18 protein-coding genes and 1 pseudogene are annotated in these 21,143 nt (G+C 70.5%); 4 read left to right on the top strand and 15 right to left on the bottom strand.

The features are described from left to right. Positions 1-212 precede the first annotated feature (212 nt). From JEQ17_RS03575 to JEQ17_RS03565, 3 genes are all read right to left on the bottom strand, one after another. Positions 213-857, bottom strand: a complete 645-nt coding sequence (locus JEQ17_RS03575) for a flavodoxin (RefSeq protein WP_234048049.1) — start codon at positions 855-857, stop codon at positions 213-215. 68 nt (positions 858-925) lie between these two features. Next, a complete protein-coding gene (locus JEQ17_RS03570) occupies positions 926-1,462 on the bottom strand; it encodes an SDR family oxidoreductase (RefSeq protein WP_200393802.1) in 537 nt (178 codons plus the stop codon). Positions 1,463-1,600: 138 nt separating this feature from the next. Further along, positions 1,601-2,452, bottom strand: coding sequence for an aldo/keto reductase (locus tag JEQ17_RS03565; protein ID WP_200393801.1), 852 nt, complete (start codon positions 2,450-2,452; stop codon positions 1,601-1,603). A gap of 266 nt (positions 2,453-2,718) precedes the next feature. Between JEQ17_RS03565 and JEQ17_RS03560 the strand changes: the two genes are divergently transcribed. Continuing rightward, positions 2,719-3,636 carry a helix-turn-helix transcriptional regulator gene (locus JEQ17_RS03560; RefSeq protein WP_200393800.1) on the top strand — a complete coding sequence of 306 codons (918 nt, stop codon included), beginning with the start codon at positions 2,719-2,721 and terminating at the stop codon, positions 3,634-3,636. Positions 3,637-3,689: 53 nt separating this feature from the next. Here the strand turns inward: JEQ17_RS03560 and JEQ17_RS03555 are convergent, their stop codons facing one another. Further along, the gene (locus JEQ17_RS03555; protein WP_200393799.1) at positions 3,690-4,604 is read right to left on the bottom strand and encodes a helix-turn-helix transcriptional regulator; all 915 of its coding nucleotides are present in this window, start codon (positions 4,602-4,604) and stop codon (positions 3,690-3,692) included. Positions 4,605-4,938: 334 nt separating this feature from the next. On the opposite strand from JEQ17_RS03555, the gene JEQ17_RS03550 reads away from it, so the two are divergent. Both JEQ17_RS03550 and JEQ17_RS49890 read left to right on the top strand, forming a co-directional pair. Beyond that, entirely contained in the window at positions 4,939-5,973 is a 1,035-nt protein-coding gene (locus JEQ17_RS03550; protein WP_200401277.1) for a zinc-dependent alcohol dehydrogenase family protein, read from the top strand. Between the two features lie 72 nt (positions 5,974-6,045). Continuing rightward, a pseudogene (locus tag JEQ17_RS49890) lies at positions 6,046-6,132 on the top strand (aldo/keto reductase); the annotation flags it as partial. Positions 6,133-6,171: 39 nt separating this feature from the next. On the opposite strand, the gene JEQ17_RS03545 reads toward JEQ17_RS49890, so the two are convergent. The 6 genes from JEQ17_RS03545 to JEQ17_RS03520 all read right to left on the bottom strand — a co-directional run bounded on the left by JEQ17_RS03545 (position 6,172) and on the right by JEQ17_RS03520 (position 13,756). Beyond that, complete coding sequence (locus JEQ17_RS03545; protein WP_200393798.1) at positions 6,172-6,633, bottom strand: pyridoxamine 5'-phosphate oxidase family protein; 462 nt, start codon at positions 6,631-6,633, stop codon at positions 6,172-6,174. A gap of 188 nt (positions 6,634-6,821) precedes the next feature. Beyond that, complete coding sequence (locus JEQ17_RS03540) at positions 6,822-7,994, bottom strand: GTP-binding protein (RefSeq protein ID WP_200393797.1); 1,173 nt, start codon at positions 7,992-7,994, stop codon at positions 6,822-6,824. A gap of 6 nt (positions 7,995-8,000) precedes the next feature. Further along, on the bottom strand, positions 8,001-8,171 hold the full coding sequence (gene rpmF, locus JEQ17_RS03535) for a 50S ribosomal protein L32 (RefSeq protein ID WP_200393796.1): 171 nt from the start codon (positions 8,169-8,171) through the stop codon (positions 8,001-8,003). Between the two features lie 250 nt (positions 8,172-8,421). Continuing rightward, the gene (locus JEQ17_RS03530) at positions 8,422-10,665 is read right to left on the bottom strand and encodes a serine/threonine-protein kinase (RefSeq protein WP_200393795.1); all 2,244 of its coding nucleotides are present in this window, start codon (positions 10,663-10,665) and stop codon (positions 8,422-8,424) included. A 100-nt stretch (positions 10,666-10,765) separates the two neighbouring features. Beyond that, a complete protein-coding gene (locus JEQ17_RS03525) occupies positions 10,766-12,976 on the bottom strand; it encodes a protein kinase domain-containing protein (protein WP_200393794.1) in 2,211 nt (736 codons plus the stop codon). Positions 12,977-13,222: 246 nt separating this feature from the next. Continuing rightward, entirely contained in the window at positions 13,223-13,756 is a 534-nt protein-coding gene (locus JEQ17_RS03520; protein WP_200393793.1) for a hypothetical protein, read from the bottom strand. A gap of 223 nt (positions 13,757-13,979) precedes the next feature. On the opposite strand from JEQ17_RS03520, the gene JEQ17_RS03515 reads away from it, so the two are divergent. Next, a complete protein-coding gene (locus JEQ17_RS03515; protein ID WP_234048048.1) occupies positions 13,980-14,882 on the top strand; it encodes a phosphotransferase family protein in 903 nt (300 codons plus the stop codon). A 180-nt stretch (positions 14,883-15,062) separates the two neighbouring features. Here the strand turns inward: JEQ17_RS03515 and JEQ17_RS03510 are convergent, their stop codons facing one another. From JEQ17_RS03510 to JEQ17_RS03490, 5 genes are all read right to left on the bottom strand, one after another. Next, a complete protein-coding gene (locus JEQ17_RS03510; protein WP_200401276.1) occupies positions 15,063-16,382 on the bottom strand; it encodes a D-arabinono-1,4-lactone oxidase in 1,320 nt (439 codons plus the stop codon). Between the two features lie 118 nt (positions 16,383-16,500). Then, positions 16,501-17,799, bottom strand: a complete 1,299-nt coding sequence (locus tag JEQ17_RS03505) for an MFS transporter (protein WP_200393791.1) — start codon at positions 17,797-17,799, stop codon at positions 16,501-16,503. A 56-nt stretch (positions 17,800-17,855) separates the two neighbouring features. Continuing rightward, on the bottom strand, positions 17,856-19,079 hold the full coding sequence (locus JEQ17_RS03500; protein WP_234048047.1) for an amino acid deaminase/aldolase: 1,224 nt from the start codon (positions 19,077-19,079) through the stop codon (positions 17,856-17,858). Between the two features lie 97 nt (positions 19,080-19,176). Next, positions 19,177-19,980: an SDR family NAD(P)-dependent oxidoreductase gene (locus JEQ17_RS03495; RefSeq protein ID WP_234048046.1), complete on the bottom strand. Its 804-nt coding sequence runs from the start codon at positions 19,978-19,980 to the stop codon at positions 19,177-19,179. A gap of 165 nt (positions 19,981-20,145) precedes the next feature. Then, complete coding sequence (locus JEQ17_RS03490) at positions 20,146-21,129, bottom strand: SMP-30/gluconolactonase/LRE family protein (protein WP_200393788.1); 984 nt, start codon at positions 21,127-21,129, stop codon at positions 20,146-20,148. Between the last annotated feature and the right edge of the window lie 14 nt (positions 21,130-21,143).

Here is a 21,143-nt window from a genome sequence, read left to right as displayed (position 1 = left end):
GGTGGGGGACTCGCTGATCGGTGTGAGCCCAGGACGGAGGTTCACCGTTGCCCCTCATGGCATTTCGGCTTCTGCCCAGCCTGGCGGGACAACTGGCCGTGTGGCAGGCCGTGTTGTGCCAGGGAACGGTGAGCCAGGGTGTGAGAGGGCCCCTCTTCCCACCTGTCCCACGGGGCACGGCACTGTAAGACTGGGCCGTTTGGAGAAGGGGCTCAGCCCCGCAGAACGCCGACGCGCCGCAGCCACGACTCGACTTGGGCATCGGCCTTCCGGACCTCCTCGCCGCGCACCGCGAGCCCTTCCCCGATGGTCGCGCCCGGGCAGGACGCCGCGTAGTCCCGCTCGGTGGTGCCAAGTCCGCTCATCGCGTACGTCGTGAGCGGATGGACCGTCTTGCCGCGGAAGTCGTACCTCTCGGCGAAGGTCGACATGATCATGGGTGCTCTGACGTTCCAGATGGGGCTGCCCAGCAGCACCACGTCGTAACGCTCGATCGAGGGCGGCGGATCGACGATGGGGGGCCGCGCATCGGCGTTCTGTTCGCGGACATTGCGCGCCACCGTCTCGTCGTAGTCGTCGGAGTAGGGGTCGACGGCCTCGATGCGGTGGACGTCGCACTCGATGCGCTCGCTGATCATTTCGGCCAGAACCTCGGTGTTCCCGACCTTGAGATTCGTACGCCCGCCGTAGGAGTAGTTCTCGCCCGGCCGGGAGAAGTAGGCCAGCAGGATCCGCCGCCCCGGCGAGGCGGCCGAGGTGGATCGCTCAGTGGACTCCGGCGTCGGCCCGCTCGACTCCGACGGGGAACAGCCGGCGATCTGGACACCGGTTATGACGGCGGCTCCTCCCAGAAGCACGCCACGAAGGAGCGTGCGGCGCCCCGGCCCGGCGGGTTTGCACTGCCCGGCGCCGACTCGGCCGGCTGTCATCCGGTGATCCCGGTGATCCCGGTGATCCCGGTGATCCCGGTGGTTCCACTGGTTCCGCGAACTGAACGGACGGCTTCGAGATCCGCAAGCCCCTTCCGCGGCTCGGCTTCGACAGGAAGGTCGGCCGGGTCCAACACGCCGTCCACAGAGCCGGACTCGTCGCTCTTGAGGGCACCGAAGAGCTCTGCCCAGTCCGACGGCTCGTCTCCTTCGGTGGCGATCAGCTCGAACGTCTTGCCCAGTTCGGTGTCGGTCAGCAGGCTGCGCACCAGCGTCTCGGCGATCTGGTCGCGGGCGATCCCGCCGTCGGCCGTGTCGCCCTGCTCCAGGACGAGCCGCCGCAGTGAGGCGGGGTCCTCGAGGTCGCCCTTTACCAGCTCGACACCGGGGAGCAACTGCTCGGCCCGGCGCGGATCGCGCACGAGTGCCCGGGGGTGCAGGCCCTGTCGCTGTGCGGCGCGCACGGCGAGCTGTCCGATGCTGCCGGTCGCGCCGATCATGAGTACGTCGGTGATGTTCTGGTTCTGGGACATCGTGAGGTCCTGGTCCGTGAGGCGGGTGCTGCCGTGAGGGCGGCGAGGCGGAGATCCTCAGGCGCGGGTGCCTCGGTCCGGGGCGGGTGAATGCACCCGCGCGCGTGAGTTCAGGAGCGGTTGTCGCCGTCTGCCGGGTCAGCCGTCCAGACGCCGCGCGCTGAGCCAGCTGACCATGTCCGGTGCGTGGTGGTCGAAGAAGAGTGTCCCTCCGGTGTCCAGGGTGGCGACGGCCGCCAGCTGGTCGTCGGTGAGCTCGAAGTCGAAGATGTCGATGTTCTCCGCCATGCGCTCGGCGCGGACCGACTTGGGGATCGCGACGACACCGCGCTGGGTCAGCCAGCGGAGCACGACCTGCGCCACGGACTTGCCGTGCTTCTCGCCGATACCGCTCAGGACCGGGTGGGTGAAGATGTCGTTCTTGCCTTCGGCGAAGCCGCCCCATGACTGGATCTGCACGCCGTGCTCGCGCATGAGCTCCTGGTCGGTGGTGCGCTGGAAGAACGGGTGGGTCTCGATCTGGTTGACCGCCGGGGTGACCTCGTTGTTGATGACGAGGTCGAGGAGCCGGTCGGGGTAGAAGTTGGCGACGCCGATCGCCTTGGCGCGGCCCTCCCGGTTCAGGTCCTCCATGGCACGCCACTGGCCGTACACGTCGCCGTAGGGCTGGTGCATCAGGTACAGGTCGAGGTAGTCCAGGCCGAGCTTGGTCAGGGAGGTCTCGAAGGCGCTCTTGGTGTTCTCCTCGGCGGGCGCGTCCTGGACCCACAGCTTGGTGGTGACGAACAGTTCTGCGCGCGGGATGCCGCTGTTCTTGATGGCCCGGCCGACGGCCTCCTCGTTCTGGTACGCGGCGGCCGTGTCGAGCAGCCGGTAGCCGGCCGCGAGGGCGTCGGTGACGGCCTGCTCGGTCTGTTCCGGCGGGATCTGGTAGACGCCGAAGCCGAGGATCGGCATCTCGACGCCGTTGTTGAGGGTGACGGTCTGCATGGGATTTTCTCTCTGTACGGGGCGATGCGGGGCGGGACAGGTGAACGGTCAGCGCTCCAGCAGGCGCGGGCACAGGCCCGCGTCTGGGGCGGACGTGCACAAGGGACGATCTCCTGCACTGGGAAAAGCCGAGCTGACGGAACACGAGCCTCGCGCCTTTTTGTCCGCTGTGGCAGGCCGGGCCGTACAGGGGAGCGGCATTCAGGGGTGTGACAGGGCCCCCCACACGCCTCCCACGCAGGTCAGCGCGGTGTGAGACTGTCGATATGGCATCGGAGCGAAGCACCAGCAGGAGCGCCGACATGGAACTGGGCCGGTTCCTGCACGCGCGCCGCACCCAGACCAGCCCTGAGCAGGTCGGTCTCACCGTGGGCACGGGCCTGCGCCGCACCCCTGGCCTGCGCCGCGAGGAACTGGCCACACTCGCCGGCATCAGCATCGACTACTACGTACGCCTGGAGCGCGGCAAGGAGACCCGCCCCAGCCCCTCGGTGCTGGACGCCCTGGCCCGTGCCCTGCGTCTCGACGACGCCGGGCACCAGCACCTGCGCGAGCTCGCCGCCCGGGCCGCCCGGTACGCCCCCGAGCCCGCGCCGCCGCCCAGCCGGACCGTGCGCCCGCATCTGAAACTGACCCTGGAGACCATGCGGCCGGGTCCCGCCTACGTCATCAGCCGCAGCATGGACCTGCTCGCCTGGAATCCGGGCGGTCTCGCCCTGTACGCGGGCCTGGCCGACTGGCCCGCCACTCAGCGCAACCTCGCCCGCTACCTGTTCCTCCACCCCACCGCGCGCACCCTCTTCCCCGACTGGGACCACCAGGTCCGCGGCTGCGTCGCCCGGCTCCGCGCTCTTGCCGGCACCGACCCGGACGCCCCCGACCTCACCGGCCTGGTGGGTGAGCTCCTGCTGAAGAGCCCTGACTTCGCCAGGCTGTGGGAGCGCTACGACGTCACTGGGCGCAAGAAGATCGAGAAGACCTTCCATCACCCCGAGGTCGGCATCCTCACGCTCAGCGGCCAGAGCATGCACATCGAAGGGACCCCCGGCCAGCGCCTGGGTGTCTACATCGCCGAACCGGGGACCCCGGACCACGACGCCATGCTCCTGCTCGACGCGAGCGTCCCCCAGTCCGCCGGGAATGTCAGTACGCGGGCTGAACAGCAACGACGCCCACAGTCCTGACGAGCGCCGACTGCCTGCCCGGCGCCTTGCCAGGGACGGTGGGGCGCGGTGGGTCAGGCCGACGGCGACGTGGGTTCGTCCTGGGGCGCGGTCGGTGCGTGCGGCGCCGACTGGGAGCCGAGCAGGTCGAGAAGGACGAGGGCGTCGTGGTCGGCGGTGCCGGGCTCGGCGTAGTACGTGATGAGCCGGTGGCCCGGCGTGCCTTCCAGTTCCATGGACTGGTAGCCGAGGGTGAGGTCGCCGACGTCAGGGTGATGGAAGGTCTTGCGGCCGTGGGAGTGGCCCTTGATGTCGTAGCGCTCCCACAGGCGGGCGAACTCCGGGCTCTTCAGCAGGAGTTCCCCGGCGAGCCGGGTCAGGTCCGGGGCATCGGGGTCGGTGCCGGCCAGGGCGCGCAGACGGGCGACGCAGCCGCGGACCTGGGTGGCCCAGTCGTGGAAGAGGCTGCGGGCGGCGGGGTGGAGGAAGACGTAGCGGGCGATGTTGCGCTGCCTGGTCGGCCACTCCTCGATCCCGGTCAGCAGTTTCAGCCCGCTGGGGTTGGCCGCGAGCAGGTCGTTGGTACGGCTGACCACATGCGTGGGGTTCGGCCGCAAGGTCTCCAGCAGCAGCTTCATGCCCGGCCGTATGGTCCGGCTGGGCGGCGCCGGAGGTTCCGGCGTGGTGCGGGCGGCGAGGGCGACGAGGCTGCGCAGATGCTCGTGTTCGTCCTCCTCCAGGCGCAGGGCATGAGCCAGGGCGTCGACGACGGACGGGCTGGGCCTGGTCTCCTTGCCGCGTTCCAGGCGGGTGCAGTAGTCGATGCTGATGCCGGCGAGGGTGGCCAGTTCCTCACGGCGCAGACCGGGCGTGCGGCGCAGTCCCGGGCCGACCGTGAGACCGGCCTCGGCGGGGGTGATCCGGCCCCGGCGGGCGCGCAGGAAGCGCCCCAGCTCGGTGTCCCCGCCGGTGGGCTGCTCACGTGTCATGCCTTCGAGTGTGCGGGGGAAAGGTGACCCGTCGGTAGACGCGTGGGGGGCCCTGTCATGCCCTGGAACGGGGTTCCCCGGCACAGCGCGGTCTGGCACGTAGAGCGGGTGCGAGGAACTGTTGACTGTGCCGGGACCCGCGTCCCCGAGGGCCATGTACGCCGGGTGGCCGAGCACCATGAGCGCGATCGAGCGGTTCGAGGACCTCGATGACATCGTGGAGGACGAATCGGTCCTTCCTCGTTTCCAGCAGGACGCGCCGCGCGTCAACCGAGTGATGCCTCAGGGCGAGGACGGCCCGTCAATTCGTATCCAGCACAAGGAAAGCAGCCTCATGCGAGCAACACTCATGTACGGAGCGGGGGACGTCCGGGTCGAGGACGTCCCGGACCCGAAGATCCAGCGGCCCACCGACGCGGTGGTACGCGTCCTGCGTTCCTGTGTCTGTGGCAGTGACCTGTGGCCCTATGGCTCGCTGCCCGTCACAGAGCAGGGGCAGCGGATGGGTCATGAGTTCCTGGGCGTGGTCGAGGACACCGGCGCGGAGGTGTCCGGGCTCAAGCGGGGTGATCTGGTCGTCGCTCCCTTCGTCTGGTCCGACAACACCTGCGACTTCTGCGCCGAGGGCCTGCAGACGTCCTGCCGGCACGGTGGTACCTGGGGGCGTGAGGGCATCGACGGCGGTCAGGGCGAGGCGGTACGCGTCCCGCAGGCGCAGGGCACGCTGGTCAAGCTGCCGGTGGCCGAGGACTCGGCCCTGCTGCCGTCCCTGCTCACCCTGTCCGACGTGTTCTGCACCGGCCACCACTGTGCGGTCACCGCCGGGGTCGGCCCGCGTACGACGGTCACGGTCGTCGGCGACGGAGCGGTCGGCCTGTCCGCCGTGCTGGCCGCGAAGCGGCTCGGTGCGGAGCGGATCATCCTGATGGGCCGGCACAAGGGCCGCACCGACCTGGGTCGCGACTTCGGTGCCACCGACGTCGTCGCGGAGCGCGGCGAGGAGGGCATCGAGCGCGTACGGGAACTGACCGGCGGCGACGGCACGCACACCGTTCTGGAATGCGTCGGCACACTGCCCGCCCTGCACATGTCGGTCGGCGCGGTCCGCGCGGGCGGCACCATCAGCCGCGTCGGCGCACCCCAGTACCCCGAAGTCCCTCTCGGCTTCCCGGAGTTCATGAGGAACCTCACCCTCACCGGCGGGGTCGCCCCGGCCCGCGCCTACATCGAGGAACTCCTCCCCGACGTCCTGGAAGGCCGCATCGAACCCGGCCGCGTCTTCGACCGCACCGTCGGCCTGGACGACATCCCCGACGGCTACCGCGCGATGGCCGACCGCGAAGCACTGAAGGTGATGGTCCGATCCTGATCCGCGCTCGTCACACCGTCACACCCCGCCGCGGCGGTCGAGACCGCCCTCCGGGACGGCTACCGACTGATCGACTGCGGCTACGACTCCGCGCTGCGTGCCTTCGACACGAGCCTGGAGAAACTGGGCCTGGAGTACCTCGACCTGTATCTGCTGCACCAGCGCTCTCGGCTGCGCCGACGGTGATGGCACTCGGCGCTACCCGAGCCACGCCCCATCGCGCATGATGACCCTGCCGCGAAGCTCTGGCTCTCCGCGCCAGGCGCGTACCGTCGTCGGCTCGACGCGCAGGTAGAGGAAGGACCCCTGTTCCGTCCGCGGATCCCAGCCGAACTTGGCCGTGAAGGCGTCGGCAGCATCCGTCGGTACATCCCCTGCGGGATACGCCTCCACCTCTCCCTGCAGCAGCACCACGTCGAAGGTATCCGGCAGCGACAGACGTATGCGCGGCTCCTCGCGTACGTTGCGCGCGGTCGCGGAGGCCGCACCGGTACACATCCATACCGCGCGCCCGTCCCACAAGAACCACAACGGCACCTGATGCGGACCATGATCGGGGTGAGCCGTCGACACCCACACGTCGCGCTCCGCGCCCAGCCGGGCCAAGGTGTCGCGCCTGCGCTCCGCCGCATTGCGACGCGTGATCTCTGTAGCTTGCATGGATGTCGACCCTAGACATCCCGCCTGCGACGCACATCGGGCGCAAGTCCTAGGCCACAGTGCGGAAACGGCCGAGTCGGTACTCCTCGCCCCGCGGCAGTCCAGCGGGATGGGCGAGGGGTTCCGGTTCGGTGTCCGTTCCGGGTCGGGCAGTGCCGTGGCTGCGTCCACCGCCCGACCCGGAGTTCTCAGGCCCCGGCCACGAGTTCGGGGTGCTCGTGCTCGCAGGTGTCGTCGATGCCGTAGGTGTCCCAGGCGGGGAACGGGTCGACGGAAGGCAGGCTCTCGCCGTCGGTCATGAGGCAGTCCGTCAGCGCGGTGTGGAGAGCTTCGGCGTGCAGGTGCGTGCCGATGAAGACGAGTTCCTGGCTGCCCGGCCCGTCGGTGTCGCGGGCGGCGGAGGGCTCGAAGCGGGCCACGGAGCCGGCCTGCGACCACAGGCCCGTCACATACGGGCGGCTCGCGAGGGTGAAGAAGCCTTTGGAGCGCAGGATCTGCCCGAAGGCGCCACCGTCGAGTTCTCCGGTGACGAAGGACCACAACCGGCCCGGGTGGAACGGCTCTTCGGAGCGGAAGACGGTCGAGGAGATGCCGTACTCCTCGGTCTCGGGGACATGGTCGCCGTTGAGCTCCATGACCCAGCCCGGTGCCTGCTGGGCGCGCTCGAGGTCGAACAGTCGGGTGCCGAGCACCGCGCCGAGCTCGACCCGGCCGTGGACGGCGGGGACGATCCGGGCAACGGGGTTGAGGCGGCTGAGCGTTGCCCCGAGCCGGGCCGCGGCATCCTCGTCGACGAGATCGAGCTTGTTGAGCACGATGACGTCGGCGAACTCGATCTGGTCCATCAGCAGGTCGCTGACCGTACGTTCGTCGTCCTCGTACTGGTCCAGGCCCCGTTCGACGAGTTCGTCGCCCTTGGTCAGTTCGGGCAGGAAGTTCGCCGCGTCGACGACTGTGACCATCGTGTCGAGGCGAGCGAGATCGCCGAGGGTGGCGCCGTCATCGCGGGCGAAGGCGAACGTGGCGGCGACCGGCATCGGTTCCGAGATGCCGCTGGACTCGATGAGGAGGTAGTCGAAGCGGCCCTCGCGGGCCAGCCGGTCGATCTCCTCCAGCAGGTCGTCGCGCAGGGTGCAGCAGATGCAGCCGTTGGTCATCTCGACCAGACGTTCCTCGGTCCGCGACAGGGCGGCTTCACCGCCGCGCACCAGGGCGGCGTCGATGTTGATCTCGCTCATGTCGTTGACGATGACCGCGACGCGCAGGCCTTCGCGGTTTCCCAGGACGTGGTTGAGCAGGGTGGTCTTGCCCGCGCCGAGGAATCCGGACAGGACGGTCACGGGCAGTCGGTCGAACCTCATGCCCGGTCAGCCCTCGGGGCGCAGCAGCCCGCGCTCGTACGCCTTGACCAGCCGCTGGGGCACGAGTCGGGCGACCCCGTCGACCGTGACCGGCACGAGCTGCGAGGTGGCCGCCTTCCACTGGGCGCGGCGGTGACGGGTGTTGCTGCGGGACATCTTCCGCTTGGGAACGGCCATGTCGGTCCTCCTTGGTGGGCGAGCAGGACCGACGCTATATGAAAATGGATCCCATTACCAACCTTCGTGCGGGCCGGGCAGAGGCGACAGCCGTCCGAGGCGAAGAGGGCGCGAGCCGAAGAGGGCGCAGGCCGAGACGCGGGCCGAGACGAGGGCCGGACGACGATGTCTCGATGGCCGCGCGGGGCCCTTTGACGTACGAGTACGCACTGAACCCCGTCGAGGGTGTCGCGCGGCCGGTTGCCGAGGGCTATCCGTTGACCGCCATCACGGTCTTGCGGCCTGCGCAGGCATACCAGCCGCGGGTGTCGGCCGCGAGGGCGGTGACGGGAGCGGGGGCTGTGCGGGTGTGTGTTTCGGTCAGGCCCTTCGCGGTCGTCCGCAGCGCCGCGCAGGCTCGGCCCGCTGCCGCGTAGACCGCGGTGCCGTCAGGTGCGACGGCGGGCGGGCACTGGGCGGGCCCGTTGCCCTCGAACTGCTTTGCCCGGCCGCGCGATCGACCGGTGCGCGGATCGAGAGCGGCGAGCGTACGGCCGTCTTTCCAGTGCAGCAGCAGTCCGCCCGCGACGACGGGGACGTGGACGCCGCCGGGGCGCCGGGGCCAGCAGGCGTCGAGGCCGAGCGCGGGCGTGCTCCAGTTCAGGCGTGCGTCGTCGAGGCCGAAGCCGTGCAGGGTGGAGCCGGTCAGGAGGAGGCCGGCGTCGCCTGCGCGGGCGAGAGCGGTGGCACCGCGTGCGATGCCGGTCTTGAGAGCGCGGGCGGTCACCCGGTCCCCGCTGCGGGCGTCGACGATATGCAGCATGCCCTTCTCGGTGAGCAGCGCGAACCGGTCCGGGGGCAGTGCGCCCACGGCCGTCACCGTGTCGTCCTTGCCCAACTCCCCGTAGGCCCACAGCTCTTCGCCCTCCCTCGCGCCCACGCAGGTCGGACGGGCGAACTCGTCGGTGAGCAGGAGTGCGTCGCCGACGACGGCGGGTCGGCGCCACTCGGAACGCTCTTCGCGGCGCCACAGTTCGGTGCCGGAGGTGAGCGAGACGGCTCGCAGCACGTTCACGTCGCGGATGACCATGACGGTGCCGGCGAGTGCGTACCACTGCTGGGTGGGGTCCGGCGTCGCCGCCTTGGAAAGGATCTTGCCTGTGCTGATGGTGGTGGGGGTGAGGATGCCGCCCGCGAGGAGCAGCCCGTCGTCGGTGACGCCCCAGTCGTCCGGGACATCGTCAGAGGTCTCGGACACCCAGCGCCGACGGCCCGTCGAGGCGGTACGCAGCTGCGTCGCCCCGGAGCTGGCGACTGTTCCTTCGAGCCCGTGCAGGACGAGCCCGGCCGACGTGGCGAGCAGGGCGTCCACCCGGCCGGCGCCCGCGCTCAGCCGCCAGCGGATCGCGCCGGAGGCGGCCGTTCCCCCGGTCACCTTCCAGGCGTCCGGATCCTCGTCCTGGGCGTTGCCGCCGCCCTGTGCCACCGCATAGCCGAACAGGCCGGCGAGGCCGGCACCGCCGACTGCGACGACGGCGCGGCGGGACAACTCGCCCCGCCGGGAGGGGTAGGGAGAGGGAGAGGGGGCCGGACTCGGCAGCGAGACGGTGGGAGCCGGCGGCGGCTCCGGGTCGGGGTGCGGCGTCGACTCGGCGTCGGCCAACAGAGAACGCAGGGGTTCGTCGCGCCACCAGGCCGACCGGGCGGATGTGACAGTGCGGTGGAGTATCGCGGCGGCATCGGGGCGGTTGCCGGGGGACTTGTCGAGGCAGGCGTCGATCAGGTCCTTCAAGCCCGATTCCACGGGTACGTCATCGAGTTCGGGCTCTTCGTGGACGATCCGGTAGAGCAGCGCGGGCACGGAGGCCGCGCCGAACGCGTCCCGGCCCGTCGCCGCGAACGCGAGCACCGCGCCCAGCGCGAAGATGTCCGTCGCCGAGGTCACCGCCGGGCCGTCGAGAATCTGCTCAGGGGACATGTACCCGGGGGTGCCGATCATCCCGCCGGTCTCCGTCAGGGCCCGGTCGTCCTGGGCGCGGGCGATGCCGAAGTCGATGACGCGGGGCCCGTCCCGGGTGAGCAGGATGTTCGAAGGCTTCAGATCACGGTGGACGAGGCCGGCCGCGTGGATGTCGCGCAGCGCCTCGGCGAGGGCGGCGGCGAGGGCGCGTACGGCCGGTAAGGGCAGGGGGCCGGTCGCCGCGACGGCGCGGCGCAGGGTCACTCCGGGCAGAAAGGCGGTGGCCAGCCAGGGAAGCCGTGCGTCGGGGTCGGCGTCCAGAACAGGGGCCGTGTAGGCACCGGTGACCCTGCGGGCGGCGGTGGCCTCGCGGCGGAACCGTTCCCTGTAGTGCGGGTCCTCGGCCAGGTGCTCGTGGATCGTCTTGATGGCGGTGAGACGGCCGCCCGGAGAGCGGGCGAGGTAGACCTGGCCCATGCCTCCGGCGCCGAGCCGGGCTATCAGGTGGTGCCGGCCCAGCTGTCTGGGGTCCTCGGGGAGAAGGGCGGTGGTCATGCGCGGGCCTCCTGTGAGCCTTTCCTTCGCCGTCGGGGGTGGTCGTCGGTGGGCCGGTACTCCTCCCGTTGCGCTGCCCGCTCGCGCGGGCCGGCCCGGCTCACGGCCCGCGGAACGTCTGCAGCGTCGCACCGGTGCACACATGGATCAGGCCGTCGCCCGCCGCCCCGTACGACATCGTCGTCAGGCCGTCCACCGGGACGGCCCAGCGCAGCCTGCCCGTGGCGGCCGCCAGGACGTGGATGCCCCACGCGGACGTGCCCGCGGACGTGGCGGAGACGCCCGGTTCGGGGCCCGTCGCGTAGATCGCCGTGGCGTCCGCCAGAAGGCGGCCGTCGGTGGTGGTGAGCGCGCGGACGTCGTCGCGCCACCAGCGCCGGTCGCCGCCGGCCGCGTCCAGTGCGCCCAGGCCCTCGGCCGCGGCGGCCACGACGAGTTCGTCGCCGGCCGGTTCCGCCACCCTCGCGTGCGTCAGGCGCCGTGTCCACCTCGCCTTCCCCGTGGCCAGGTTCACCCGGCGTACGGACGCCACCGTCGTGTAGTAGCGGGTTCCCCGGGCTCCCGGATGCACTTCGGGCGTGGCCGAGCCGTCGGGGATGCTGGACTCCTCCTCGCCCGAGCGCTCATGGAGCACGTACAGGGGACCCCATGTCGCGGTTGCCGTGGCCAGGGCGAACCGGCCGCCTGCCGCGTTCAGCGCCGTCACCTGCGCGGCCGTACCGCTCCTGAACCAGAGCGGGGCGCCCGTCGGCAGGTCGAAGCCGTACGCCCGCCAGGGCTTCCCCTGGTTCGTGCGCCGTGCCCACGACGTGTCGTACTCGGCGAACGTGACCAGGCATGCAGTGCGCCGCGTGACGGCGAGCAGCGTCGAGTCGCCGTCGGGCGAGTAGACACCGTAGGGCCGGTGCGGGTTCGACTCCAGGGCGCCCGTGCGCCACCGCTCCGTGCCGTTGGCCGCGTCGAGCGCCACGACCTCGGGGGAGATACTGCCCTCCCGGAGGTGGGTGACGTACACCGTGTCGCCGGAGGACAGGACGGCGGTCGCGTCCTCGACCTCCCAGGCAACGGCACCGGTGTTCGGGTCGAGTCGGCGGGCCGTTCCATCCTGGCGTACGTAGAGGGCGTCGGCCGTACGGGTCAGGGAGCCGCCGTACTCGAGGGCGCCCACCTCGCGGGTCCACAGCGGGGTGCCGGAGCGCCAGGACGAGGTGACCGGCTGCCGCCGCGTGCCGGGCTCGTCCCCTGAGAGGGCGATCGCCGTCGTCACCCCTGCGGCGGTCGTGACGGCGGCGCCCGCCCACGCGAACACGCGTCTGCGCGACGGACCCGCGGGGGACGGCGGGGTCGCCGGGGTCGACGGGCGGTCGACGCGGGTGGCGCCTTCCCCGTCGGCTTCGGCCGACACGGCGATCCGGCGCGCGACCGTCTCCTCGTGGCCGTCGATCAGGGCGGTCACCTCGGGCCGCTCCCACCACGGCCGTTCGGCCGCGCGGGCGGCGCACCAGTCCAGGACCTCCGTCGCGGTGGGGCGCCCGTCCGGCCCTTTCGACAGACAGCGGGTCAGGAAGGCGGTCCACTCCCCGTCCGGCACGCCGGCGAGATCCGGTTCCTCGTGCAGCGTCCGGTACATGATCTGCGGGGCCGTGCCGCCGCCGTGCGGACTGCGGCCCGTCGCCGCCAGCGCGAGCAGCGCCCCGAGCGCGAACACGTCACAGGAGGCCGCGGGTTCGGTGGTGTACGTGATCTGCTCGGGTGCCATGAAGCCGACAGAGCCGAGCATCTCCCCGCTCCCCGTCAGGGCCTCGTCAGACGGTCCTGACGCCGGTCCCGACGCCGGTCCGTCACCGAGCGCCTTTGCGATACCGAAGTCGATGACGCGCGGGCCCTGACCGGTGACCAGGACATTCGCCGGCTTCAGGTCGCGATGCACCAGGCCGGCCGTGTGGATCGCGGTGAGCGCCTCGGCGAGAGCGGCCCCCAGCGAGGCGAGGTCACCGGCCGCCAGTGGCCCGTACCCGGCCACGGTCTCCGACAGGGTCGGACCCGCGCAGTACTCGACGGCCAGCCACGGCAGGGGAGCCTGCGGCGCCGCGTCGAGCACGGCCGCCGTGAACGGACCGGTCACGGCGCGCGCCGCCCGCACCTCACGCCGCAGCCGCTCCCGGAACTGCGGCTCGGCGGCGAGGTGCGCATGCATCACCTTGAGCACGACGAGCCGCCCCGACCCCGAACGGGCCAGATACGCCCGGCCCATGCCACCCGCCCCGAGCAGCGCGAGCGTCCGGTACTCCCCGAACTCGAACCGGCCCATCAGCCCCCCTGCCTCTACGCCCCGCGCGCCGATGGTCCTTGCGACGCCTGTACGGCGCCAGAGGTTCCCGGGAACCCGAACCCAACTGGCGCCGGCGCTAAGTTGATTGCGCTTCCTTGCCGGTGGGGGTGTCTTCTGGGGGACGGTAGGCGAACCACTTCAGGTCATGTCAGGTGGCAACGGGCTCAACGCACAGTGGGCGCCGCCCGCGAAGTCGGCGCCTGACGGCCAGGATCGGAGACAGCTTCAGGGGTGGCTGTGCTCGTCGATCCACAGCATCCACGACTCCTGCGCGTTCTCGAACGCCTGGCTCGGCTCGGGCAGTTCGTCCCCGCGCCTCCATGCGAAGAGGCACTGCATCAGGTGGTCGAGGACGACAGGGATGAGCCGCGAAGGTCTGCCATTCACGTTGCGGAAGCTGCTGCTCCAGTGCTCGACAGCCTTCAGGGCGTCAGCCATCAACTCACGCAATTCCCGGTCGGGGATCTCCAGGGCTGCCAGCTCCGCATCCATGACGAGCATGGGCCAATCGGGGTTCTCTCTGCCGTCGGAGAACTCTGCGCCCACCGCGCGGTACACCCGCGTGAGTTCGAGCAGCCGTGGACCCAGCGCCGCCGCGATGCGGCCCCGCTCCGCGTCCTCCTGCTCCGCGGATGCCGCCACCATCTCGGCGTTCTTCAGGTCCAACTGCGCACGCACTTGGGCACGCCCTCCGTAGAGGGAAGCACCACCACCGATGAGCGCACCCACGAGACCTGACAGCGGCGAAACCCAGTCCATGGCCTCATGATCCACGCCAGTGGTTCGGCCCGGGACGGTAATGCCTGAATCGGTGTAGCGGAGCGATTCAGGCTGGGGCACCCACTCACGTGGCGCGACGGCGAGCCGGGTTGTCATCGCCTCCAACGAAAGACCTTTGCGTGTGGCTCTGTCCGGATGATGGGGTGGCACGGTGACTGACCACGATGAGGCGGGGGCTGTTCGGCCGTTGACGCTGGCTTGGGTGAGCCGGCACCTGGGGGTCGGGGAACGGGTCGTCAGAACTGAGGCGCTGCGCGGCGGCATCACTGCAGAGATGCGGAGGTTGACCATCGGCACGCGGGACGGAGGTACCCGTGACCTGGTGCTGCGGACCTTCGTCGACGTGGAGCACGCCGAGGACTGGCTGAACAGGGAGGCCGGCGCCCTGACGCTGCTCCCGGGGGCCGGTGTGCCGGCTCCTCGACTGGTCGCGGTTGATGCCACCGCAGCGCATTGCGAGTATCCATCGCTCCTCATGACACAGCTGGCGGGCCGGACGGTCCTCGACTACGAGGGGTTGGAGACGCGCCTCCCTCTGCTGGCCCGTCAACTCGTGGCGATCCACGCGGTGCGACCCGCCGAGCGGCCCCGGGAGTATGTGGCGTTGACGACCGCAGACACCGTCGTGACTCCGAAGGGCGCCGACACGGCGGCATGGGCCGAGGCGATCGACGTGATCTGCAAGCCCGCACCGCCCTATGAAGGGCGCTTCCTGCATCGGGACCTCCACCCCGGAAACGTGCTGTTCGACGTGCCGTCCCCACCGTCGGCAGGTGCCCGGATCACCGGCGTCGTCGACTGGGCGGCCACCTCCTGGGGCCCGGCGGATCTCGATGTGGCGCACTGCTCCACCAATCTCGCGCTGCTGCACGGCCCGGCGTGGGGTCTGCGGTTCGCCGAGGCGTATGAGGAGGCCGGTGGGGTGCTGGCGGTGGGCACGAGCGAACGGCTGTACTGGCGGGCGCGGGACGCGCTGGCATTCTCGGAAGAAGTGCAGTGGGTGTCGCAGCCTTGGCGGGAGGCAGGGAGAACCGAGCTGACGACGCGAGCCGTTGAGGAGCGGCTGGATGCCTATGTCACGGCCCTGATGGACACGCCGGGCTGAGCCAAGGCGGTCCGGGGCGCGTGTGGCACGGCAGCGAGCCCGGGCTCGCTGCCACGTCCGGCTGTGGCAGCGCTCCCATCACATAAGGCGGCGGCCCCGAAACGGTACCCGGAGGGGTTCCCCGGCGCCCTTGTACGCCCTATTGGCCCAGCACTTTGAGCTCCCCAAGTGCCGGGTGGGTCAGTCGCCCAGCACCCTGCGGAGATACGCGTTGGTGAAGCGTCGGTCGGGGTCGAGCCGGTCGCGCAGTGCCGTGAACTCGTTGAAGCGGGGGTAGGCGGCCGCGAAGTAGGCGGTGTCCTGGGTGTGGAGCTTGCCCCAGTGCGGGCGCCCCTCGTGTGCGACGAAGATGCGCTCCGCTTCCGCGAAGTACCGCTTGTACGGCATGCCCCGGTAGACGTGGACGGCGATATAGGCGCTGTCGCGTCCGCTTGCCGTGGAGAGGGTGATGTCGTCGGCGGGCGTGGTGCGGACCTCGACCGGGAAGCTGATGCGCAGATCGGAGCGCTCGATCATGGACTTGAGTTCGCGGAGGGTGTCGAGGACGGCCTCGCGCGGGACGGCGTACTCCATCTCGATCATCCGGACGCGGCGCGGGCTGGTGAAGACCTTGAAAGGGATGTCCGTGTACGTCCTGGCCGAGAGGCCGCGGCTGGTGATCCGCGCGATCGCCGGGACGGTGGCGGGGACGGTTCGGCACACGGAATTGAGCGCCTGGAAGACGGTGTTGGAGAGGAACTCGTCCTCGAACCATGTCTTGAGCCGGCCCAGTGGGGCGTGAGGGCCGACGGTCCGGTTGTTGCGCAGGGTGTTGCAGTTGTTTGTGTGCGGGAACCAGTAGAACTCGAAGTGGTCGTTGTGCGCGTGGAGTTCGTCGAAGGCCGCGGTGACCGCGTCGAACGTCATCGGTTCCTCGCGGGAGGCGAGGAGGAACAGCGGCTCGACGGCGAAGGTGAGGGCGCTGACGACCCCCAGGGCGCCCAGTCCGACGCGCGCCGCGGCGAACACCTCCGGGTTCTCCGTCGCGGAGCAGGTCAGCAGTGAACCGTCCGCCGTCACCAGTTCCATGCCACGGATCTGCGCCGCGATCCCACCCGATGCGCGCCCCGTTCCGTGGGTGCCCGTGCTGGTGGCACCGGCCGCTGTCTGTTCCATGATGTCGCCCATGTTCGTGAGCGACAGGCCGTGTTGGGCCAGGGCCATGTTCATCGTCTTGAGTTGCGTACCCGCCTCGACGGTGACGGTGCCGGCCTTCGCGTCGATCGTACGGATGCCACTGAGTCGGTCGGGGCGAATCAGTACGCCGTCGGTCGCGGCGGCGGTGGAGAAGGAGTGGCCGGTACCCGCCGCCTTCACGGGCAGACCGTCCTCGGCCGCCCGGCGAACTACGGCGCGCAGCTCCTCCACCGAGGCGGGTGAGACGACTTGGGCCGGGCGAGCGGTGACGTTCCCGGCCCAGTTCCGCCAGGTGTCCGGCTTCCGGGACGACTTCGGGGACAACGTCGGGGTCGGTGTCGGGTTCGGATTCGCTCTGTGCCAGGGCGCGTTGGAGGGGAGCGTGTCCACGGCTTTCCTTTCTTCTCAAGGCGGAGGGCGGGTGAGGGGTGGCTCAGCGTCTCTATCTGACGGACCGAACGCGGTACACGAGCAGAACTCCCACCGTCGCGGCCACGCCTACGCACGAGAACAGGAGCGGATAGCCGCGGTCGGAGGTGATGAGGAAGCTGGCGATCAGAGGGGCCAGCGAGGGCGGGACGACCGCGGCGATGTTCATGATGCCGAGGTCCTGGGCGCGGCTCTCGGCATCGGGCAGGACCTGGGTGATCAGCGCCTGGTCGACGGCCATGTACGCACCGAAACCCGCGCCCATGACGGCCGACGCCACCAGCGTGACACCCAGGTTGGGAAAGCTCGCCAGAAGGAAACCCGATGCCGCCTGGAGCAGCGCCGCCAGCGCGACGAATATCCGCCGTCTGCCGAGGCGGTCGGACAGCACTCCGGCGACGGAGCTGGCCAGGACGCCGGCCACGAGGTAGAGGGCCGTACAGGCGAGCAGGCTGCCGGCCGGATCGGGGACCTTCAGGTCGTCGGTCAGGAAGTAGAGGGTGTAGCAGACGCCCAGGGAGTTCGCCAGGTTGACCAGGAGCCTTCCGCCGAACGCCCAGGCGAAGTCGCGGTTCCCGAGCGAGCGGCCCATCGAGGTGAGCAGCGTACGCAGACTCAGCGCGGGCTCGGCGTCGTACGAGGTGTCACGGAAGCGCGCGAGGAACGGCACGGTACAGACGATCAGCAGGGCGGCGATGACGAGGTAGCCGCTCGCGGGGGACAGCGCGAGAACGGAGACGAGGGCGATGCCGGTCACCACGCCGAGAGCCTGGGGGCCGTAGATCGCGCTGGACACCAGACCGCGCTGGCCGACGGGGACGCGGTCGGCGATCATGGCGGTCAGCCCGGCGGTGGCGGCGCTGAGGCCGAGCATGCTCGCCGACCACGCGAGGGTCATGCCCGTCACCGTCGTCTGCTCCCCGGTGATCGCCAGCCCCGCCGCGAACCACAGCGCGCCGCCCGCGAGCCAGAGCCTTCTGCGTCCGAAGCGGCTGCGGGAGCGGTCGCACAGCGCCCCGCACACCGGGAGGGCGAGCAGCGAGACCAGTCCGGCCAGCGCGTTGACGACGGCGAAACTGTGCACCTTGGACGCCGGATCGATGATCTCCAACTGCTGGGGCAACAGCAGTTGAAGGGGGACGAGACTCGCCATCCAGAACCCGAACCAGACCACGCCGAACAAGGCGATCCAGCCACGGGAGACGGGCTCCGTCGGCGCATGGCCGACGTCTGGCGCGAGGACGGCTCCCGTGGCGGCTCCTGTGGCGGCAGCCGGCGGCACCGGGGCCGGAGCGTGGAACTCGGTGGGCATACGGCCTCCGGGGACGGGAACAACGCTGCTGAGCAGCGGGCCTGTTCGGGAACTGGTTACAGGAAGGCGTGTCCCTCGCCCCGGTAGGTCGCGACCTCGTCGACGATCTCCGTGCCGGACACCAGGTGAAGTGTGTTGACGCGTTCGCACAGTTCGCCGGCCTTGGCGTGCCGGAACCACACGTGGTCGCCGAGCCGCATCCCGTGCGCGGCGGTGCCAAGGACCGGTGTCTGGACCTCGCCGGCCCCTTCCCGTGGGTTCGTACGCAGGCCGCGCGGCCAGGCCAGGGTGGGCTGGCGGTCGAGGCCGGTCGCGCCGGAGGCGATCCAGCCGCCGCCGAGCACGGTGGCGATCCTGGGGCTCGGGCGGCGTACGACGGACATGACGAAGAAGGCCGCGGGCAGGGGGCGGAAGCGCCGGTAGAAGTCGAAGAGTCCGGGCCCGTAGAGCCCTGATCCGGCACCGATCTCGGTGATGACGTGTTCGGCGGAGGTCTGCTCGATGGAGCCCGTACCGCCGCCGTTCACGAATTCCAGCGGCGCCACGGCTTCGACGGCGGCTACGGTCGCCGCGCGCCGATCGGCCAGTTCGGCGGCGGAGAGGCGCTGCATGGCGCGGATCGCGGCCCGCCTGAGCAGGGACCCGGGCTGGTTGTCGCCCAGCCCGGCGATCTGCCCCTCGTAGGACATGAGCCCGGCCAGCCGGAATCCGGGTTGGTCCTGGATGGCGCGGGCGAGTGCGGCGGCCTGCCGGGGGGAGTGCACGGGCGATCGGTACGGGCCCAGGTGGATGCGGCCTCCGGCCAGTTCCAGCGAGGCGTCCAGATCGATGCAGACGCGGATGTCGGGGCGGGAGGTGCCCACCACCTCGTCGACGAAGTCCAACTGGGCGATCGAGTCGATCATGAGGGTGATGCGCGAGGCCGCGCGCTCGTCCGAGGCGAGCCGCTTCAGCGCGGTGCGGTCCGTCGTCGGATAGCCGATCACCACGTCCTCGTGGTCCTCGGCGAGCCACAGGGCCTCGGGCAGGGTGAAGGCGAGGATTCCCCGATACCCCTCACGCCGGGCGGCACGCCCGATCAGCTCGCGGCTGCGTACCGACTTGCTGGCCAGGCGGATGGTCGCCCGGCCGGCCGCCCGGTGCGCCAGCTCCGCGGCGTTGGCGTCGAAGGCGTCCAGGTCCACCACGGCGAACGGCGGGTCCAGGTGCTCGGTCGCCCTGTTCAGCTGGATCATCCGGGCCTCGTTCGGCCCGGGGACGGCGGATATGGCGTTCTTCATGCCCGGCCTTGTCACGTCCGGTCGGGACGTCATGTGCGTACTCACATCCGCACCCTTTCTGGGAGGTCTGTTCGAAAGGTGGGCTGGGGAGATCCCCTCAGTTCCCGGATGCCGGGATCCCCTGAGCGGAGCGCAACCGCTCCCGCTGCCGCCGGCCCTTGGCCTCGACGATGGGGATGGCGCGGCGCATGAGCCGGGGGAAGACTCCGACGATCCGCTGGAAGCGGCCGGCGAGCGGCGGGAACACCACTTCGACCGGCTTGGCGGTCATGGCGTCGACGACGACCCTGGCGATCTGCTCCGGGGCGTAGGACTTCTCCGCGAAGGCGATGGCGGCGGAGGGGTCGGCCATCTCCTGGTCGAGCATTCCGGTCCGGGTGGACGGCGGATGGACGATCGTGAAGTCCAGCGGACCGTCGCGTTCCTCGATGGCGACGCTGTGGTGGAAGGCTCGAAGGCCGTGCTTCGTGGCGCCGTAGGTGGCGTATCCGGGCAGAGGCAGGAACGACGTCATGCTGCAGACGGTGATGATGTGACCGTGGCCCTGCGCGGTCATGCGCTCCAGCGCCGTACAGACCCCCGTGATCGTGCCCAGCAGGTTGATCTCGACGATGTCGCGGTGCTGCTGGGGACGGAGATCGCGGGCCAGTCCGGTGTGGGTGATGCCGGCGTTGTTGACCAGCACGTCGACGACCCCGAAGCGTGCCTGAGCCGCGTCGAACGCCCTGCTCCAGTCCGCGGGACTGCGAATGTCCAGGGCTTGTGCGGCGGCCCGCTCGCCCAGGGTGCCGGCTCGGGCCAGGACGGCCTCCTCGTCCACGTCGGTCAACAGGACGCGATGGCCCCGCGTGATCGCCAGTTCCGCGATGGCGGCTCCGATGCCGCCGCCGGCGCCGGTCACGAGAAGGACCTTGCCTTCCTCGGAGGGCCTGTAGGGGCTATTGGGCCTGGATGGTTCGGATGGTTGAGACATGGCCTCAGATTCTCCTGGTCAACTGTCCAAGTCAATTGTTCAAGTGGAGTTCTCCTGGATTGTTACCCAGGGGCGGAGATGCGGGACAGGGGCTTACAGCCGCACCATCTCGATGCGGCCACCGTTGAGTTCGGCGGCGCGGACGGGATCGTCCGTCGGGACGGTGGCGGCGAAGAGGGTGTGTCCGTCGTGTCCGGCCATCAGGCAGCTCAGGGTGTTCTGGCTCGTGGAGACCCGGTCGAGGACACGGCCGCCGCGGGCGACGCGTACGCATTCGCCTCGAAGGGCGTTCGCGACCCAGATGGACGTGCCGTCGGCGTCCCACGCGATGCCGTCCGGTGCGATCGGGGACGAGGAGCGCTTCGACACGGCCGGGTGGTCCAGGAGCGCCGAGATCCTGCGGGTGATGCGGCCTGCCGTCCCCGGGTGGTTCACCAGGCGCCACAGGAGCGGTGAGATCAGGGGCGCCCACGGTTCCGGGCGGGTCAGCGTGCCGTCGGGGTTCCTGGAGAAGGCGGTGAGCCGCATGGCCAGGGTCTCGGCCACGATCACGCTCCTGCCGTCGGCGCTGAGCAGGGTCCCGTTCGGGAAGAGCAGGGGTTCCGTCAGCCCGAGCAGGCTTCCGTCCGGCGCCAGGCAGGCGATCGGGGCTCTCGGGGGGCCGGGCGGTGCGTAGAGCATGGAGTTCGGGTGCTCGCGGGAGTGTGCGTGGTAGTCGAAGCCGAAGTTGCCCACGTAGGCGCGCCCCTCGGGGTCGACGAGCATGTCGTTGACCGGGCCGCCGACGATGTGGCGCAGATCGGCGTGTTCGACCAGTTCGCCCCCGGCCTCCCGGCGGTGGACGCGGCCCCCGTCCATGGATACGACGAGCAGGCGGCCGTCGGGAAGCCAGCCGAGCCCGCCGGCCCGGCCGGGGACCTCGATCACCGTCTCCGGCTCCGCGATGCCGTCCCATCGGTGCACCGTGCCGTGCGCGAGATCCGAGAACCACAGGGCTCCCTGGTACCAGCGCAGGGACTCGGGAACGCCCAGGCCGCTCAGTGCGACCGATGCCGTCCTTCTCGTCCGACCGTTCATCCGACCGCTCCTTC

This window comes from Streptomyces liliifuscus, assembly GCF_016598615.1.
GTDB lineage: Bacteria > Actinomycetota > Actinomycetes > Streptomycetales > Streptomycetaceae > Streptomyces > Streptomyces liliifuscus.
Note: the sequence above shows the minus strand (reverse complement) of the source record. Positions and strands in the feature narration are given on the sequence as shown.